Source organism: Corallococcus sp. M7, assembly GCF_054512695.1.
Genome location: NZ_CM137252.1, coordinates 9,563,910 through 9,580,928, shown reverse-complemented (window position 1 = coordinate 9,580,928; position 17,019 = coordinate 9,563,910). Strand labels below are relative to the sequence as shown.

The 17,019-nt window shown below is 70.9% G+C and carries 12 protein-coding genes; 4 read left to right on the top strand and 8 right to left on the bottom strand.

Annotated elements, in window-relative coordinates:
* The first annotated feature begins 88 nt into the window (after positions 1-88).
* Complete coding sequence (gyrB, locus tag ACX114_RS38615; RefSeq protein WP_459292864.1) at positions 89-2,545, top strand: DNA topoisomerase (ATP-hydrolyzing) subunit B; 2,457 nt, start codon at positions 89-91, stop codon at positions 2,543-2,545.
* A gap of 111 nt (positions 2,546-2,656) precedes the next feature.
* On the opposite strand, the gene ACX114_RS38610 is transcribed toward gyrB, so the two are convergent.
* Positions 2,657-3,214 carry a hypothetical protein gene (locus ACX114_RS38610; RefSeq protein ID WP_459292862.1) on the bottom strand — a complete coding sequence of 186 codons (558 nt, stop codon included), beginning with the start codon at positions 3,212-3,214 and terminating at the stop codon, positions 2,657-2,659.
* 148 nt (positions 3,215-3,362) lie between these two features.
* Positions 3,363-6,200 carry a protein kinase domain-containing protein gene (locus ACX114_RS38605; RefSeq protein ID WP_459292860.1) on the bottom strand — a complete coding sequence of 946 codons (2,838 nt, stop codon included), beginning with the start codon at positions 6,198-6,200 and terminating at the stop codon, positions 3,363-3,365.
* A gap of 324 nt (positions 6,201-6,524) precedes the next feature.
* Between ACX114_RS38605 and ACX114_RS38600 the strand changes: the two genes are divergently transcribed.
* From ACX114_RS38600 to ACX114_RS38590, 3 genes are all read left to right on the top strand, one after another.
* Positions 6,525-7,886 (top strand): hypothetical protein, encoded by a 1,362-nt coding sequence (locus ACX114_RS38600; RefSeq protein WP_459292858.1) that lies wholly within the window; start codon positions 6,525-6,527, stop codon positions 7,884-7,886.
* A gap of 35 nt (positions 7,887-7,921) precedes the next feature.
* Positions 7,922-9,070: a metallophosphoesterase family protein gene (locus ACX114_RS38595; RefSeq protein WP_459300392.1), complete on the top strand. Its 1,149-nt coding sequence runs from the start codon at positions 7,922-7,924 to the stop codon at positions 9,068-9,070.
* 100 nt (positions 9,071-9,170) lie between these two features.
* On the top strand, positions 9,171-9,668 hold the full coding sequence (locus ACX114_RS38590; protein WP_459292856.1) for a hypothetical protein: 498 nt from the start codon (positions 9,171-9,173) through the stop codon (positions 9,666-9,668).
* A gap of 72 nt (positions 9,669-9,740) precedes the next feature.
* Here the strand turns inward: ACX114_RS38590 and ACX114_RS38585 are convergent, their stop codons facing one another.
* The 6 genes from ACX114_RS38585 to ACX114_RS38560 form a co-directional block, all read right to left on the bottom strand.
* Positions 9,741-11,111, bottom strand: a complete 1,371-nt coding sequence (locus ACX114_RS38585) for a hypothetical protein (RefSeq protein ID WP_459292854.1) — start codon at positions 11,109-11,111, stop codon at positions 9,741-9,743.
* 32 nt (positions 11,112-11,143) lie between these two features.
* Complete coding sequence (locus tag ACX114_RS38580) at positions 11,144-14,392, bottom strand: TonB-dependent receptor domain-containing protein (RefSeq protein WP_459292852.1); 3,249 nt, start codon at positions 14,390-14,392, stop codon at positions 11,144-11,146.
* A gap of 146 nt (positions 14,393-14,538) precedes the next feature.
* Complete coding sequence (locus ACX114_RS38575; RefSeq protein ID WP_459292850.1) at positions 14,539-14,970, bottom strand: ExbD/TolR family protein; 432 nt, start codon at positions 14,968-14,970, stop codon at positions 14,539-14,541.
* A 16-nt stretch (positions 14,971-14,986) separates the two neighbouring features.
* Complete coding sequence (locus ACX114_RS38570; protein ID WP_120552042.1) at positions 14,987-15,394, bottom strand: biopolymer transporter ExbD; 408 nt, start codon at positions 15,392-15,394, stop codon at positions 14,987-14,989.
* Positions 15,378-16,136: a MotA/TolQ/ExbB proton channel family protein gene (locus tag ACX114_RS38565; RefSeq protein WP_206786910.1), complete on the bottom strand. Its 759-nt coding sequence runs from the start codon at positions 16,134-16,136 to the stop codon at positions 15,378-15,380. Before ACX114_RS38565 ends, ACX114_RS38570 begins: the two co-directional genes overlap by 17 nt.
* Positions 16,137-16,168: 32 nt before the next feature.
* Entirely contained in the window at positions 16,169-16,954 is a 786-nt protein-coding gene (locus ACX114_RS38560; protein WP_459292848.1) for an energy transducer TonB, read from the bottom strand.
* Positions 16,955-17,019 lie beyond the last annotated feature (65 nt).

Genomic DNA, 17,019 nt, shown 5'->3' with positions numbered 1-17,019 from the left:
CGGAGCTTGTCCGGGATGCCCGGTGGTGGTAGGCACAACAGGCTTGAGCCCTGTCGCAACGGCAGCCTTTCCCAAGGACACGCTTCACATGGAAAAGACCCCCGCTACCGGTGTCGCGCCGGCCGCGCCGCCCGCCGAGTATGGGACGGACGCCATCACCAAGCTCGAAGGGCTGGAGGCCGTCCGCAAGCGCCCCGGCATGTACATCGGCGACACGATGACCTACGGGCTCCACAAGCTCGTGTACGAGGTCGTCGACAACTCCGTGGACGAGGCCCTGGCCGGCCACTGCACGGACATCGACGTGATCATCCACGTCGACGGCTCGCTCAGCGTCCAGGACAACGGCCGCGGCATCCCCGTGGGCCCGCACCCCGACCCCAAGTTCAAGGGCAAGGACACGCTGGAGGTCGTCCTCACGGAGCTGCACGCCGGCAGCAAGTTCGGCAACGGCGCGTACAAGGTCTCCGGCGGCCTGCACGGCGTGGGCGTCACCTGCGTGAACTTCCTGTCGGAGTGGTTCAAGGTCCGCGTCCAGCGCGCCGGCAAGGTCTTCGAACAGTCCTACGCGCGCGGCGTGTCCAACGGCTCGCCCCAGGAGGTGGGCACCACGGACAAGCGCGGCACGACCATCCACTTCAAGCCGGACCCCACGGTGATGGAGACGGTGGACTTCAACTTCGAGACGCTCAGCCAGCGTCTGCGCGAGCTCGCGTTCCTCAACGCGGGCCTGCACATCACCATCCGCGACGAGCGCACCCAGAAGGAGCACGACTTCAAGTTCGACGGCGGCATCTCCTCCTTCGTGGAGTACCTCAACAAGGCGAAGGAAGCGCTGCACGACAAGCCCGTCTACATCAAGTCGGAGCGCGAGGGCGTGTCGCTCGAAATCGCCATGCAGTGGAACGATGGCTACGACGAGCGCATCTTCACCTTCGCCAACAACATCAACACCCACGAGGGTGGCAGCCACCTGTCCGGCTTCAAGGCCGCGCTCACGCGCACGCTCAACAGCTACGCGGAGAAGGGCGGCCTCTGGAAGGACCTGAAGGAGACGCCCACCGGCGAGGACGCGCGTGAAGGCCTCTCCGCGGTCATCTCCGTGAAGCTCTCCAACCCCCAGTTCGAGGGCCAGACGAAGACGAAGCTGGGCAACAGCGAGGTGAAGGGCCTGGTCGAGCAGATGGTGAACGACCAGCTCGCGTCCTTCCTGGAGGAGAACCCGCCGCTCGCCAAGAAGGTCGTGGTGAAGATTGGCGACGCGTGTCGCGCCCGCCTCGCCGCGCGCAAGGCGCGTGAGACGGTGCGCCGCAAGGGCGTGCTGGACGGCGGCGGCCTGCCCGGAAAGCTCGCGGACTGCCAGAGCCGCGACCCGCACGAGAGCGAGCTGTACATCGTGGAGGGTGACTCCGCAGGTGGCTCCGCGAAGCAGGGCCGGGACCGGCGCAACCAGGCCATCCTCCCCTTGCGCGGCAAGATCCTGAACGTGGAGAAGGCGCGCTTCGAGAAGATGCTGACCAGCGCCGAGATCGTCACGCTCATCACCGCGCTGGGCACGGGCATCGGGGCGGAGGACTACGACCCGGAGAAGGCGCGCTACCACCGCATCATCCTGATGACGGACGCGGACGTGGACGGCAGCCACATCCGCACGCTGCTGCTCACGTTCTTCTACCGGCAGATGCGCGAGCTCATCGACCGGGGCTTCGTCTACATCGCGCAGCCGCCGCTCTACAAAGTCACGCGCAACAAGAAGGACACCTACGTCAAGGACGAGCGCGCGCTCAACGAGTACCTGCTGCGCATCGCCGCGGAGCACTGCCGGGTGAAGACGCCCGCCGGCGAACTGGGCGGCGCGGAGCTCAAGACGCTCCTGGAGAAGGTCATCACCTACGAGGAGCGGCTGGAGAAGCAGGCCAAGCGCCGCGACGCGCGCATCGTGGACGCGCTGGTGCAGGCCACCGAGCTGCGCGCGGAGCTGCTCTCGGATGCGGCGGCGGTGGAGGCGCAGCTCGTCACCATGCGCGACTACTGCCAGCGGCGCATGCCGGAGGTGGTGGGCCGGCTGTCCACGCGGCTGGAGAAGGACGCGGAGCAGCAGGAGGCCCAGCGGCTGGTGGTGACCACGGACGTGAACGGCTCCATGCGCGAGTCCGTCTTCGACCACGCCTACCTGTCCTCGCCGGAGTACCTGGAGCTCGTCGCCCTGCGCGAAGTGTTCCACTCGCTGGGCAAGGCGCCGTACCGCGTCCAGGTGGACGGCGGTGAGGTGTCCGCGTTCTCCGTGCAGGAGGTGCTGGCCGCGGTCCGCAAGGACGCGCAGAAGGGCCTGGGCCTGCAGCGCTACAAGGGTCTGGGCGAGATGAACCCGGAGCAGCTCTGGGAGACGACCATGGACCCCACCCGCCGCACGCTGCTCCAGGTGCGCGTGGAGGACATGGTGGAGAGCGACGAGATCTTCTCGCTGCTCATGGGTGAAGCGGTGGAGCCGCGCCGCGAGTTCATCGAGCGCAACGCGCTGGACGTGCAGAACCTGGACATCTGAAGCATGGAAAAGACCCGTGGGCCCGGTGCCGTTTTCGGCTCCGCGCCCACGTGCCCTTCCCATCCTTTTCGAGCCGGGCCGCGGATGCAGCACGGCGGCCCCCGTGAGCCCTTACGGAAGGAACCTGGCAACCAGTGACCAGCGCGAGGACGCCCCCGCGCGCATGTTGAGGATGGCGGTGATGCCGATGACGCCCGCCATGGTGGCGAGGTTCACGATGCCGCCCACGTCCAGCGCCTTCATCGTCTTGGCGGCCTTCTCCGGCGTGCCCACGGTGGGCGTCAGGCCCGTCTCCGAGGGGACGGCGCCCTCCGGCGCCTGCTTCGCCAGGAAGGCCCCGCCGAAGATGTTGGCCGCGCCCAGCGCCACGCTGGCGCCCAGCAGCACGTCCTTCGCGATGACCAGCCCGCGCGTGGTGCCGTCGATCTCCCGGCCCGTCAGCCGCGAGCGGCCCACCAGCCAGGTGATGGCCGCCAGCCCCACGGACGCGGCGTTGACGATGTTGAAGCCATTCCAGGCGGCGTTCACCACCTGACCGCGCTCCGCGGTGGAGCCAATCACCTTCACCGCGGGGTTGAGGGCCACCTTGCCGAAGAGCGAACCGCCGAACCCGACGGCGAGCCCCAGGTTGTGCAGCACCAGGCCGGTGGAGGACAGGACAGGCATCATGGACGGACTCCAGTGGAGAAGAAGTGGATGTCCGTGAGGGTAGGCACTGCCCCTTCGCGCGGGAGCAGCGCGTCAGGGCGGCACCGGGAGTGGATCAGACGCCCGCCTGCTGGACGTGCTCCCGGGCGGGGGCCCGGGTGCCCGCCCGCTACCGGTCCGCGCGCTTGGCGCCGCGCAGCGCCTCCGCGCGTTCCTTGCGGGACATGTTCGTCACGTCGACGATGTCGAAGTCGAGCGCGCCCTGGTTGTCCCCCAATTGCAGGTCGGGGAAGACGCAGCGGAGGTCCTGCACGCCGGACACCTGGTAGCGCTTGCCCGTCTCGAAGAGGCGGTGCGAGCTGCGCACGGACTGGGCCTTGGGGCCCTTCTCCACGCACAGCACCGTGTGCACGCGGCCGTTGGCGCCGGAGCCCACCTCCGCGAAGTCGTCGCGCACGGTGAAGGCGTAGGTGGACTTGGGGTTGAGGCCGCGCAGCAGCATCTGGTGCTGGGGCTTCACGTTCAGCGCGTTCTTCTCCGGCTCGAAGAGCACGGAGCGGGGCGGGATGTACGCGGACTGCCGCAGGTGCACGCGGATGGAGCCGCGGTTGTCCTCGAGCCCGGTGTCGTCCAGGGTGAAGAAGTGGAGCTTCTTCGCGCCCTTGATGGTGCGCGGCGCGCTGCTGACGAAGCCCACGGCGTTGTCCGCCGGCAGGTCGCCTTCCGCGTAGTAGACGAGCGTGCCGGACGCGGTGCCGTCGCCTTCCGCGAACGCCGCGCTGCCCTCGGTCCACACGGAGTAGGCGGCGCCGGGCGACACGTCGATGGTGGCCGTGGGGTACTCCGGCAGCGGCAGCGCGTTGTACATGGGCCGCAGCACCAGCAGGCGCGTGGGGTAGTCCATGCGCCGCATCTCGCGGTCCTTGTCGTTCGCCAGCGGATCGGCCTCGGACCCGGTGGCCACGGCGGCCTCCGTCCCCGCGTCCGTGGAGGCCAGGCCCCCGTCCAGCTCCAGGGTGCTGCCCGCGTCCGCGCCAGTGCCAACGGCGGCAACGACGGCGCCCGTGCCCGCGTCCGGGGACGGGGCGCCCGCGTCGGGCGTGGTGGCGGTGGGGATCTCCGACGCCATCTGGGTGGTGCCGGCCGCCACCTCCAGCTCCGCCTTGAGGTGGACCTCCGCCTGGTTGGGCGTGAAGCGGCGCGTCCAGGCGCGGTAGCCCGGCTTGGTGACGACGATGGTGTGGGACGTGCGTTGATCCGCGCCGAGCACGCGGCTGGGCGTGTTGCCCACCGGCCGGCCATTGACGACGACGGCGGCCCCTTCCGGCTTGGAGGTGACCCACAGGACGACGGGCTCGTTGGAGACCTCGCCCTCCTCGGCCGGGGACAGGAAGTGGAACAGCAGGCCGATGACGAGCAGCACGCCGGTGATGCCGAACACGACCACGCTCAGCTGGCGCACCTGCTTCGCGCGCTTCTGCTCGCGCTCGGCGGCCTCGGCGGCCAGTTGCTCGCGCGCGTCGTCCGCGGTGGTGCGGGCGCGCGGGGCCTGCTTCTCCTCCGGCTCGGGCGCGTCGGGCGACTCCCGAGGCTCCGTCGCGATGGCCGTCTCCACCGGCGTGTCATGCGGCGCCGCCAGCGTGGGCAGCGCCCGGGGCATCGCCGTGGGCTCCGTGCCACCGTCCGTGTCCGGCTCCAGCGGGAGCTCGGGCGGCAGGGGGCGGCGGCCGGTGCCGGTGTTCTCGCGGGTGCCCCCGGGCGTCACGCGGCGCACGCCGGTGGTGCTCCTGCGCACGGCGGTGGCCTGGGTGGCCGAGCGGCGGGGGGCGCCATCCGTCGAGGGGCGCAGGCCCGGCGCGCTGCCGGACGCGCGCACGCCGGGGCTGGAGGGCCGCGCCACGCCCGGGCTGGACGGGCGGGCCACGCCGGGGCTGCCAGGGCTGGGCGACCGGCCGTTGCTGGACGGCAGCCGCGCGCGGCCCTGGGACGGCTCCGACGACGGCGACTGCCACGCGGCCAGCTGCTCCTTGAAGCCGGGCGGCAGCTCCACCTTGCGTCCCTCGGCGGCCAGCTCCTCCGCGAAGAGGTACGTCATGAGCTGGCTGAGCATCGCGGGTGTGAAGCGCGGCGTGTCGCGGTAGAGCAGCTCCACCGCGGACTCGCTCAGGTCCTTCGCCGTCTGGTAGCGGGCCTCGCGGTCCACCGCCATGGCGTTCGCGACGATGGTCTCCAGCTCCTCGCCGATGGCCGGGTTGACGGCGGACGGGGGCAGGCAGTCGCCGTTGATGATGCGGGGCAGGACGGTGACGAACTCGCCCTCGAAGGGGCGCCGGCCGCAGAGCATCTCGTAGAGGACGATGCCCGCCGCGTACACGTCCGTGCGCGCGTCCAGGTCCTGCCGCCCCTGCGCCTGCTCCGGGGAGAAGTACGGGTACTTGCCCTTGAGCGTGCCCGGAGACGTCCGGGCCTCCACGGCGCTCGTGGCCTTGGCGATGCCGAAGTCGATGACCTTGACCTCGCCCTCATAGGAGATGAGGACGTTGTCCGGGGACACGTCGCGGTGGACCAGGCCCAGCGGCTGGCCGTCCTCGCCCACGTGGCGGTGCGCGTAGTCCAGGCCCTCGCACAGCTTGCTGGCGATGTGCAGCGCCAAAGGCTGCGGGAAGAACCCGATGCCCGCGCGCGACGCCCGGCGCAGCACCTTCGACAGGGGCTGGCCGTGCACCAGCTCCATGGCGATGAAGTACTGCCCGTCCACCTCACCGAAGTCGAAGATCTGCGCGATGTTCCCGTGCGTCAGGTCCGCCACCAGGCGCGCCTCGCTGATGAACATCTCCACGAAGTCGTGGTCGTCCACGAAGTGCGGGAGGATCTGCTTGATGACGCAGGGCTTGGTGACGCCCATCGCGCCCGTCAAACGCGCGCGGTAGGTGACCGCCATGCCCCCCGCGGCAAGCTTGGAGACCAGGACGTACTTGCCGAATTGCTGGGGACTGGGTTCTGCCACGGGCGGGGAGGCGGGGCCGGGATTGGGGAAGCCCCAGCATACTCCCCTTCCATCGAAAGTCCCGACCGCGCTCGCATGGCATGCGAAGATTTCGCTCGGAGTGCTGACTGGCCAGTCAGGTACGTCCTGGTGGGTCGGAACCACCCTTGGGGGAGGAGACGCTCCAGGTGGGGGGCGTGAGGCGGACTGTTGCGCCGGTTCACACTTCTTCACGCTGCTTCGTTCAGCGCATTCCGGGGGCGGGGTTATCACCTGCGCCATTCCGGGCTTCGGGCCGGGGTGGGAGGGGTGGAAGGCCGCTCCCAGGGAAGCGAGACGACGGTCATGGGGCATGGGCGCCCGGTGTGGAGTGCGCGAGCCACCTTCGCGGTGGTGCTGGGGCTTTGGCTCGTCTCCGGGCCCGCGCGGGCGCAGGACGGCGGCGGCTGGCTGTCCGCCTTCGAGCTGCTGGCGAGCGGTCCCGAACTGGGCGGCAGTGACATCCCCCGGGACGTGCCGAAGCGCCGGGGCTCGGACGCGTCGGTGGTGCCGCCGGAGGTGATGGCCCGGGTGCTGACGGAAGAAGGGCCCCGGCCGGTGCCCACGGCGTCCGCGGCGGAGTCCGGTCCGGTGGTGGCTCCAGAGTCCCAGGGCGCGCCTGAGGGCGGCCGGGTGTCGGAGCCCCGCGTGCGCCTGACGGAGGACGCGCCGAGGCCCCCGTTCAAGGCGGTGCCGGTGGTGGTCGCGGTGGTGCCGGGGCTGCTGCTGCACGGCCTGGGGGCATGGACGGCGGGGGACTCCGAGACGGCGCGGGGCCTGTTCGCGGCGGAGGCGACGGGGCTGGGGCTCATCGCCGCGGGGCTGGTGCCCATCGCGTTGACGGGCGCGTCGCGCAAGACCATCGGGCCGCTGTACGCGGTGACGCTGACGGGCGCGGGGGTGTTCTCGCTGTCGATGCTGGCGAACCTGTACGCGGTGACGTCGCCCGCGTTCGACCCGGGGCGGGTGCCGGACACGCTGCCGCCGCTGGAGCTGGACCTGGGCTACCAGTACGTGCACGACGCGACGGCGGACTACCGGAACTTCTTCGCGCTGGGCGCGGTGGCGCGCCTGTCGAAGGTTCGGCTCCAGGCATCCGCGCGGCTCGCGCCGGACGAGGGCAACACGTTGATCCGCGCGGGCGCGGCGTACCGGCTGTGGGGCGCGCCGGAGCGGACGCCAGGCCTGGGAGACGGCACGTCGTTGGACGTGGAGGGCTTCGCGACCTACCACCGCTACCCGACGGAGGGCTTCACCCTGGGCGGCGGCGAGGTGGCGCTCAAGGGCCGCTACGCGATGGCGCGCTTCGGGCCGCGCTTCGCGGGCTCGTTCGTGGAGGGCGGCGTGGGGCTGTCCGCGCAGGCGTACAGCTACCCGGGGCGCGTGGACGACGACAACCTCTACGGCCAGCTGCTCTACACCTTCGGCTACGGCGTGTGGCTGGGGCGGGGCGGGCCGCTCCGTGGCGAGGCGGTGCTCTTCTACGACCACCGCAAGGACGGGCTGGTGGGCGGGCTGCGCGGCCGGGGCGGCGGCATGGTGGGGTCGTTCGGTCTGAAGGGGCGCGTGCTGCTGACGGAGCGCTGGGGCGTGGCGGCGGAGGCGCAGGCGGGTGGCGCGCTGATGGGGCGGCTGTCGCTGGTGTACGCGGTGGGAGGTGACACGTGAGCGGGACGCGTGAGGACACGGTGGGCGCGCGACAGATGGCGCGGGTGGAGCGCGGATCCACGGGCGCGCGTTCCTGGCGTGCACTGGGCGCGCTGGGCCTGACGGCGGCGCTGCTGTCCTCGGGCTGCGTGCGCCCCAGCGAGGACCGCGCGGTGCGGGACACGCGCGTGGGCCAGGCGGAGGCGGACGCGCTGACGGTGGAGGTGGAGGGCGGGCTCGCGTCGGTGCGGACGCTGGCGTCGGGGACGCTGGAGCTGTGGGGCCAGGCGCCGGTGTTCACCACGAAGGTCACCGCGAGCGCGGACGCGCGCACGGACTGGCTGTTCATGGTGCACAACGCGATGCCGGACGCGGTGCTGGACGCCGTGGACGAAGCGGGCACGCCGCTGACGGTGGTGGCGATGCCGGACGCGCACCCCACGGTGAAGGCGTGGCGCGTGGCCCTGCGGCCCGGGACGACCATGCGGCTGACGGTGGCGCCGCCGGACTGGGACGCGCGGCAGCCGTTCCGCTTCGCGGCGCTGGCGGACGTTCAGGAGGCGCTGTCCAAGGTGGGGGACATCTACGCGAAGCTGAACCAGGACCCCACGTTGCGCTTCATCTTCTTCGCGGGGGACCTGACGGAGTTCGGCACGCGCGAGCAGCTGGAGGAGTTCCAGCAGCGGCTGGAGGCGGACTCGCGCATCCCGCTGTACGCCACGCTGGGCAACCACGAGACCTTCACGGACGACGCGCGCGAGTACCAGCGGCTGGTGGGCCGGGGCAGCCAGCACTTCACCTTCCATGGCGTGCACTTCAGCCTGGTGGACTCCGGCAGCAGCACCGTGGATCCGATGGTGGAGGAGGCGCTGGACGGCTGGCTGGAGGAGGGGCGCGACGCGGTGCACATCGTGGCGATGCACATCCCGCCGTTGGATCCGATTGGCGTCCGGGGCGGTGGCTTCGCGGTGCGCAACGAGGCCGCCGGGCTGGTGGGGAAGATGGCGCGGGCGGGGGTGGACCTCACGCTCTACGGCCACATCCACAGCTACTACTCGTTCTCCAACGCGGGCATCCCCGCGTACATCTCCGGAGGGGGCGGAGCCATCCCGGAGCGCTTCGACGGGGTGGGCCGGCACTTCCTGGCGGTGGACGTGGATCCGTCGGCGGGTGTGCGAGAAGTGGGCCTGGTGCGGGTGGATTGATCAGCACCGAATTTCCGGCTGGTTAGAAGACCCCCTTGAAAGGGCACTGAACATCTGGGCAGATAGGCGCCGTTCAAACGCCTTGTGAGGAGGCCTGCCCATGTTCGAAACCCCCGAGAACGATTCCATCTCCCCCGCGCTGCGCGCGCTGCTTGAGCTGTTCGCCACGGACCTGGCGGACGTGAAGTTCCCGGACGTGGACACGGCGGTGCTGGGCGAGTCCGCGGCGCACGTGCGTGAGAAGGCGGAGGCCGTGGCCCGGGCGCAGGCGGCGCTGGACGCGGCGAGGCAGGCGCTGAACGAGAGCCAGGAGTCGCTGCTCCAGAAGGGCCAGCGCGCGCTGGCGTACGCGAAGGTGTTCGCGGAGGACGACGCGGAGCTGGTTTCGAAGCTGGAGGCCATCCACCTGCCGCGTCCGGTGCGCAAGGGCGGCCAGGTCCCGGTGGATCCGGTGGGCGCGGCGCCGGGCAACGACGACAACGCCCCCCGCCGCCGCGGCCGTCCTCCCAAGCTGCGCCCGGTGGCCAACCTCTTCGCGGACGGCGGCAACGGCGCGGACGGCGCGCAGGACGAGGCCCCGGCGAGCCTTCAGTCGTAGCCCGCGAAAAAGAAGACCGCGTGCCCCCGGACGGCGTCACCGGGAGCACGCGGCCATGCGTTCACCGAAGGGCTAGTTCTTCGGGAACGCAGTCCAACCGGCCAGCCAGTTGGTGGTGCCCACCGCGCCGACGAAGCGGGCGCTGGTGTCGAAGCCCGCGCCCGGGGTGGCCGCGTTGTCCGGGTTCAGCGCCGGGGAGCCGGTCGCCGGGGTGAAGTTCGGGGCCTCCAGGTTCGCCGCCGCCGTCAGCTGCGCGTCCAGGACCTTGTTGTTCAGGCCCGTGGCCAGCACCTTCTCCGCCTCCGCGAACTTGCTCACGTCCGGATCCGTCACCGTGCCCGACGCGTCCTTCTTCGGGTTCGGCGCGTTCGGGATGGAGACGGAGTCACCCTTGTTGTTCCAGAAGAGCGCGTTCTGGATGGAGAGCTCCGGGGTGGCCGCGTTCCACAGCGCCGCGGAGGCCGTGCCGTCCACGTCGATGGCCGAGTCCGCGAAGTTCGCCACGATGACGTTGCGCAAGAGGCCGCCCGCGCCCGTGTTGAACACCAGGCCCTCCTGCGCCGGAGCCGTGCCCGCCGGACGGCCGGAGCCGAAGAACGTCGCGTTCCAGATCTCCGGCACGGAGTGCGGCTGCGCGACGTTGTCGTTCTTGTTGCCGGACGCCTCGATGGCGCGGTTGCCCACCGTGGCGTTCTGCTGCACCACCAGGAACTGCACCTTGCCGCGCCAGCCCAGGTCGTAGTCCAGGCCGTCGTCGTCCGGCTGGCTGATGACGATGTGCTTCAGGCCCGCCGTGCCGCCGAACATCTCCACGCCGTCGTCGGCGCCCTTGTGCACCTGCACGTAGTCGATGTCCGTCGCGCTGCCGCACGCGCCCGTCGTCAGGCCGTTGAGCTCGTTGTCCTCGGCCAGCTCGTAGCCCGCGAACTCGATGCGCGCGTACTTCAGCTTGCCGCAGTCGTGCGCGTCGTCCTGGCCGCCGTACTTGGTGCGGGTGTCACCGCTCGTGGCGAAGAAGCCCTCGATGGTGTTCTCGCCGCCGGCCACGTTGATCTTCGCCTTGCCCAGCAGCACCACGCCGCCCCAGTCACCGGCCGCGCGCGTGCCCGCCGCCTGCGAGCTGGTGAAGACGATGGGCTTCTCCGCCGTGCCCACCGCGTTGAGCTTCGCCTCACGGGTGATGACCAGCGCGCTGCCCTGGTCGCCCTTGATGGTGACGCCCGGCTCGATGGTGAGCGTGCCGCTCTCCACGAACACATACTCCTTCAGGGTGTACGTCGTGCCGGCCTTCCAGGTCGTGTCGCCCGTGATGCTGCCCTTCACGTCCTGCTCGGTGGCCTGCGGATCACCGCCGTCCGGGGTGTTGTTGGGCTCGTCGTCGCCGCAGCCGGCGAGCAGCGTCAGGCTGGAGAGGGTGAGGACGGAGGCAAAGAGGCTCTTCATATCGGTGCGTCCTTTCAGGGGAAGGGGAGGAGCTACAGGGCCCAGCCGAGCGACGCGGTGAACGCCACGCCGGGCTTGTACGTCTGCACCGTCACGTCTCCCTGGCGGAGGGTGACGGACGCGTTGAGGAGGTTCGCGGCGGTCAGCTTCAGCTGCGTCGCGCCGAGCTTCTGGGTGAGGCTGAGGTCCACGCGGTGGAAGGGCCGCTCGTACACATCCGGCAGGCCCTGCACGCCGACCTCGCTGATGCGCTGGCCGTACACGTTGTAGAGCAGGGCCACTTCCGTGCCGCTCTCCGGCCGCTCGTAGCCCACGTTCACGTTGACCACGTAGGGGGACTGGCCCTGGAGCGGACGGTCCTTGTTCGTCTGCGCGCCCAGCGCGGAGTCACCCAGGTCCACCTGCGACTGGATGAGCGTGAGGTTCGCGCCCACGCGCACCGGACGCAGCGCGGGGCTGAAGCGCGCCAGCGACGTGCGCGCCTCCAGCTCCACGCCGTAGCTGTCCGCGCCCGCGGCGTTCTCGAAGCCCAGGTCACCCGAGTCCGGGTTGCGGATGACGCGCTCGATGGGGTTCTGGAAGCGCTTGTAGAAGGCGCTCGCGGCCAGCACGTCGTTCTCACCGACGAACCACTCGGCGCGCACGTCCACGTTGTGGATGCGCGTCTCCAGCAGGTCGGGGTTGCCGGACACGTTCCGGCGGCGCACGAAGTCGAAGAAGATGAAGGGCGCCAGCTCGCGGAAGGTGGGGCGCGCCAGCGTGTAGCTGTAGCCCGCGCGCAGGTTCACCTCCGGGGACAGCGCGTAGGTCGCGTTGAGCGACGGCAGCACGTCCAGGTAGCTCTGGTCCGCGCCGCCGGAGTCGCTCTCCACGCCGGTGAACGGGTCCTTGAGCGTCAGCTGCTGGTTGGACGCCTCCAGGCGCACGCCGCCCACCAGGCGCAGCGGCTCCACGGGCTTGTAGTCCGCGGACACGTAGCCGGCGTAGATGCCCAGGAAGGCGTTGTAGGCATCATCCGCGCGCGTCGTCTCGCGCACGCTGATGGAGGTGCCCACGTTGTCCGGGGAGAAGAGCTGCTCCGGAGTCTGGGTGCGGTCCACCGGCTCTTCGGTGAGCAGGTAGCGGAAGCGGCGCGCGTTGAAGTTACGGAAGGACACCTGGGTGAGGCCGCCCACCTTCAACCGGAGGTCGGAGCTGAAGGGCAGGGTGAGGTTGAGGCTGCCGCCGGTGGACGTCTCGCCCAGCTCCGCGAAGAAGCGCTCGCCGCTGTTGGGCTGGTTGGGGAAGGACAGCTGCGCGTCCGGGTTGTTGAGGGCGGCGCTGTAGAGCGTGTCGCGCGTGTCCGGCTCGTCGCGGTCCACGCGGGAGAGGTTGGCCTGCCAGTCCACCTCCGAATCGCCCAGCAGCCCCAGGCGGTGGAAGCCGCGCAGCTGCGTGAAGGACAGGGCGCGGGTGATGAACTGGAGGCGGGTGCTGGCGTAGGTGTCACCGCGCACGTTGTTGTTGCCGTTGGCGGTGTACGTGCGCGTGTCGGTGCCGCGCGTGTAGAGGCTGAAGAGGGTCAGCTCGTTGTCGCGGTCGAACTGGTAGCCCACGCTGGCCAGGCCGCTGAGGTTCGCGGTGGAGAAGCCCTGCGTGGTGCGTGCGACGTCCTGGGAGATGAGGCTGCCGGACTCGTCGCGGGCGGCGCGGGCGAAGTCACCCGTCTGCACGCCGTCGCGGTGGCCGTAGTTGACGGTGGCCAGGTAGCCCAGGCGCTGGTTGCCGAAGCGCAGCGTGTCGCCCAGGGACGCGCCCAGGCCCAGGTTGGGGGCGGCGCGCGTGGTGCGGCGCTCCCAGATGTTGGAGAAGCTCTCCCACTGGCTCTCCAGTTGCTGCGCTGACTCGCCGCCCGCGCCCAGGCGGTGGTCGCGGGGGAGCGCGGAGGGCAGGGCGCGGTCGGAGGAGGCGAAGCCCAGCGTCTCACCGAAGCCGCCCTGCGCCTGCGAGTTGCGCTCGCGGAAGGTGGTGACGGTGTCGCCGCCCAGGGTGAGGCGCGGCTTGAACTCGAACTGGGACGGGTAGGTGTTGGTCTCGATGAGCAGCGTGCCGCCGCCGAAGGTGCCCGGCAGGTCCGGCGTGTAGCTCTTCACCACGTTGAGGTTCGCGAGCAGGCTGGTGGGGAACAGGTCCAGCGGCACGCTGGGCTCGTCCGGCTCCGGGCTGGGCAGCAGCGCGCCGTTGAGGAGCGTGGTGGCGTAGCGGCCACCCAGGCCGCGCAAGAGCACGTAGCGGCCGTCCACCACCGTGGCGCTGACCACGCGCTTCACGGCGTCACCGGCGCTGGAGTCCGGCGTGCGGGCAATCTCCTGCGCGCTGATGGCGTCGGAGACGGCGGCGGCCTTCTTGCGGTCCTGGAGCAGGGCGCCTTCCGCGCGGCGGTCGGAGCGGGCCTCGACGACGACCTCCTGCACCGCGCCCACGTCCGCGCTGAGCGCGACGTCCAGCTTCGTGGCCTTGCCCTGCGTGACGACGACGCCCGTGATGCGGCGGCCCTGGTACACGTCGTAGAAGGCGCGCAGGTCGTACTTGCCCGGCGGCAGCGCGAGCCGGTAGTTGCCGTCCAGGTCCGTGAGGGCCTGCTTGTCGGCGCCCGTCACGACCTTCACGGTGGCCTCGATGAGGCCCTCGCCGTTGGCTTCGTCCGTCAGCCGGCCGTAGATGCCGGTGAAGCCTGGGGGCGGCGTGGCGGACTCGGCCAGGGCCTCATCGCCCATGGCGGCCTCGTCGGCGGCCGTGGCCTCGGAGGGCGCGGCTCCCTCGGCCGGCGTGCCGGACTGCGCGGCGGCCGGAGCGGAGGGATCCGCGGGCTGCGCGGCCTGCGCGGGCGTGCTTCCCGGCTGCGCGGCCTGCGCGGGCGTGCTTCCCGGCTGCGCGGCCTGCGCGGGCGAGCCGCTCGCGGGCACGTTTCCCGGCTGGGCGGCGGCCGGATCCGCGACCTGCGACGGCTCGGTGTTGCCGGGCTGCGCGGGCAGCGGGTTCGCGGCGCTGCCGGGCTGCGTGCCCAGGGACGGCGCGGGGCTGGTGGGCAGCGCTCCGTCCGGCTGCGACGGCGCGGAAGTCGCGGGCGTGGTGCCCGGCGGAGGAGGAAGCTCTCCGGCCGGCTGCTGGCCGGGGGACGCGGAGGGCGAAGGCACGGCGGGCGCGGTGGAGTCCGCGCCGGGCGCCTGCGCGAAGGCAGGCAGGGTGATGAGCACGAGTGACGCCACGAAGGCGCGCACGAAGCTTGAACGAGACAACACGGCTCTCCTTGCCGACAGCGACGCGCACTCAACGCGACGCCCGTGGCATTGGGATGAAGGGTTTGTGACGTCTGTGGCGGCGGCGGGAAAACTCGGCGTCACGAACCGCGCGCGGCTTCACGAAGCCGCGCGCGGGGCGCCTGGAGTCAGTCCGCCAGTCGTTCCGGCAGCACGGCGACGGTGATGTTCCCGCCCCGCGCCAGGTCCAGCACTTCCATCGCGCTTCCGTACGGCACCGCGTCGCCCGCGTCGAAGAAGACGATCTTGTCCGCGCGCGCGTTCAGCATCCGTTGCAGGCGGACCACCACCTGGTCGCGCGGGACTTCTTCACGGTTGATGCGCAGCGTGCCGGCCTTGTCCACCGTGAGCACCACCGGCGGCTTCGCGTCCGGAGGCGGAGGCGTGGCCTCCTCCTTCTTGTCCGGCTTCGCGGGCACGTTCATCCACAGGTTCTTGGTCATCAGCGGCGTGACGACCATGAAGATGATGAGGAGGACGAGCACCACGTCCACCAGGGGCGTCACGTTCATCGTGGGGCGGACGCCGCCGCCCTTGTTGCCACCGACGTCGAAAGCCATGGCGCGTGCCTCCCCTTCAGTTCTTCTTCCGGTCGATGACCTGGAGACTGATGCCCGGGAACCCGATGTCCTGCATCGCCTTGAACACGCCGCGCACCTGCGCGTACGCCACGCCCTTGTCCGCCTTGAGCACCACGGGCGCGTCCGGCTTCGCCTGGTGCAGTGCCTTGAGCTCCACCACCAGCGCGTCCCGGTTCAGCTGCTTGCGGTCCAGGTAGAACGACCCGTTGGCCGCCAGGCTCACCGTGGTGGGCTCCAGGTTCTTGTTCTCCGCGTCCGGGTTCATCGCCGCGGGCAGGTCCACCGCGGCGCCGGCCTCCAGCTGGGGCGTGACGACCATGAAGATGATCAGGAGGACGAGCACCACGTCCACCAGCGGCGTCACGTTCATCTCCGGCGTGAGGCTCCTACGCGTGGCCGACATCGCCCGCCTCGGTCCGCGTGGAGACGACATCCGTGGCGCCCGCGTGGGAGCCGCCGTGGGCCGCCACCGCGCGCTTGTCGCCGGCCATGTCCTCCAGGTGGTCCATGAACTCGCTGCGGGCCTGCTCCAGGGAGAGCAGCAGCGCGTCCGCGCGGGTGGACAGGAAGTTGAACATCAGCACCGCGGGGATGGCGACCAAGAGGCCCAGCGCCGTGACGACGAGCGCCTCCGCGATACCGGCGGACACCGCGCCCAGGCCGCCGGAGCCCTCCTTCGCGATGCCGGCGAAGGCCTCGATGATGCCCACCACCGTGCCGAGCAGACCGACGAACGGCGCCACCGAACCCACCGTGGCCAGCACCGACATGCCCCGGCGCACGTCCGCGGTGATGCGCTCGTTGATGCGCACCAGGTCGCGCCGCGTGAGCTCCACCGCGCCCAGCTTCCCGGCGGGAGCGCGGGACTTCGCGAGGAACGTCTTCATGCCACCGCCCAGCATCATCGCCAGGTGGCTGCTCTTGTTGCCGTCCGCCTCCTTCACCAGCGCGTCGTGCTGCTGCTGCGCGAGCAGCGGACCGGCGCGGCCCGCGAACTGGCGGGACGCGGCGCGCGAGCGGAAGAAGACGAACAGGCGCTCGAAGAACACCGCCAGCGACGCGACCGCGAAGGCGATCAGCGTCCAGGCGATGCCCAGGGCGAAGACGCCCATGTGCGCGTAGATTTCCTTGAGATTGAAGTTCATGGCGGTGGCTCTCCGAAGGGGGGAGGAAGGCGTCAGGACTTGAGGCGGAACGGGACCTTGAAGATGCGGAAGACGGCGGTGGGCTGACCCGACACGACGGCGGGCTTGAAGCGCCACGTGCGAACGGCGGCCAGCGCGGCGCTGGCGAAGGGCTCATCGCCGCGCATCACCTTGAGACCGGTGACGCGGCCGTCGACCTCGACGACGCCCTTGAGGATGACCAGGCCCTCCAACCCCTTGGAGCGGGCGTCGGCGGGGTACTCGGGGATGAGGTTCGCGGCCAGCGGCTCCGGCGGCGTCCCCGTCTCCGGGAGGTTGATGGGCTGCGCGCGGCCACCACCGATGGCCATGCCCTCGCCGCTGCCGGTGCCACCCACCACACCACCAGGGACGAGCGTGCCCGTGCCACCGACGGCCATGGGCGCCGCGGCGACGACTTCCTTCTCAGCCTCGGGCGGCTTGTCGAGCGGCACCGCGTCCGGGGCCTTCAGCGGCGCGGGAGCGACGGTGGGCACCGCCGCGGGCGGAGGCGCGGCCTTCGCGACAGGCGGCGCGGCACGCGGAGGAGGCTTCGCGACGGGAGGAGGCGGCGGGGGCGGCGGCTTCGCCTCCACGACGGGAGGCGGCGGAGGCGGCGGAGGCGGAGGGGGACGGAAGACGACGTCCACCTTCTTCTCCTTGATGACTTCCTTCACCGTGTTGGCCGCGGTCATCGCCGCCACGGCGATGAGTCCGAAGACGGCGACCGACGCGGTGGTGGAGAGCGCGAACCGCCGGGCGGCGGGGGCGCTGGAGGCGCTGTCGAACGTTTCGAACATGACGGGGACGCATATAGCGACACCGTGTGTCACGAAGGTTCAGGCTCCGTGACACTTTGCCCCCG

Coding starts and splice junctions, on each gene's coding strand:
- gyrB (WP_459292864.1), top strand. CDS start 89: ATGGAAAAGACCCCCGCTACCGGTGTCGCGCCGGCCGCGCCGCCCGCC.
- ACX114_RS38610 (WP_459292862.1), bottom strand. CDS start 3,214: ATGATGCCTGTCCTGTCCTCCACCGGCCTGGTGCTGCACAACCTGGGG.
- ACX114_RS38600 (WP_459292858.1), top strand. CDS start 6,525: ATGGGGCATGGGCGCCCGGTGTGGAGTGCGCGAGCCACCTTCGCGGTG.
- ACX114_RS38595 (WP_459300392.1), top strand. CDS start 7,922: ATGGCGCGGGTGGAGCGCGGATCCACGGGCGCGCGTTCCTGGCGTGCA.
- ACX114_RS38590 (WP_459292856.1), top strand. CDS start 9,171: ATGTTCGAAACCCCCGAGAACGATTCCATCTCCCCCGCGCTGCGCGCG.
- ACX114_RS38585 (WP_459292854.1), bottom strand. CDS start 11,111: ATGAAGAGCCTCTTTGCCTCCGTCCTCACCCTCTCCAGCCTGACGCTG.
- ACX114_RS38575 (WP_459292850.1), bottom strand. CDS start 14,970: ATGGCTTTCGACGTCGGTGGCAACAAGGGCGGCGGCGTCCGCCCCACG.
- ACX114_RS38570 (WP_120552042.1), bottom strand. CDS start 15,394: ATGTCGGCCACGCGTAGGAGCCTCACGCCGGAGATGAACGTGACGCCG.
- ACX114_RS38565 (WP_206786910.1), bottom strand. CDS start 16,136: ATGAACTTCAATCTCAAGGAAATCTACGCGCACATGGGCGTCTTCGCC.
- ACX114_RS38560 (WP_459292848.1), bottom strand. CDS start 16,954: ATGTTCGAAACGTTCGACAGCGCCTCCAGCGCCCCCGCCGCCCGGCGG.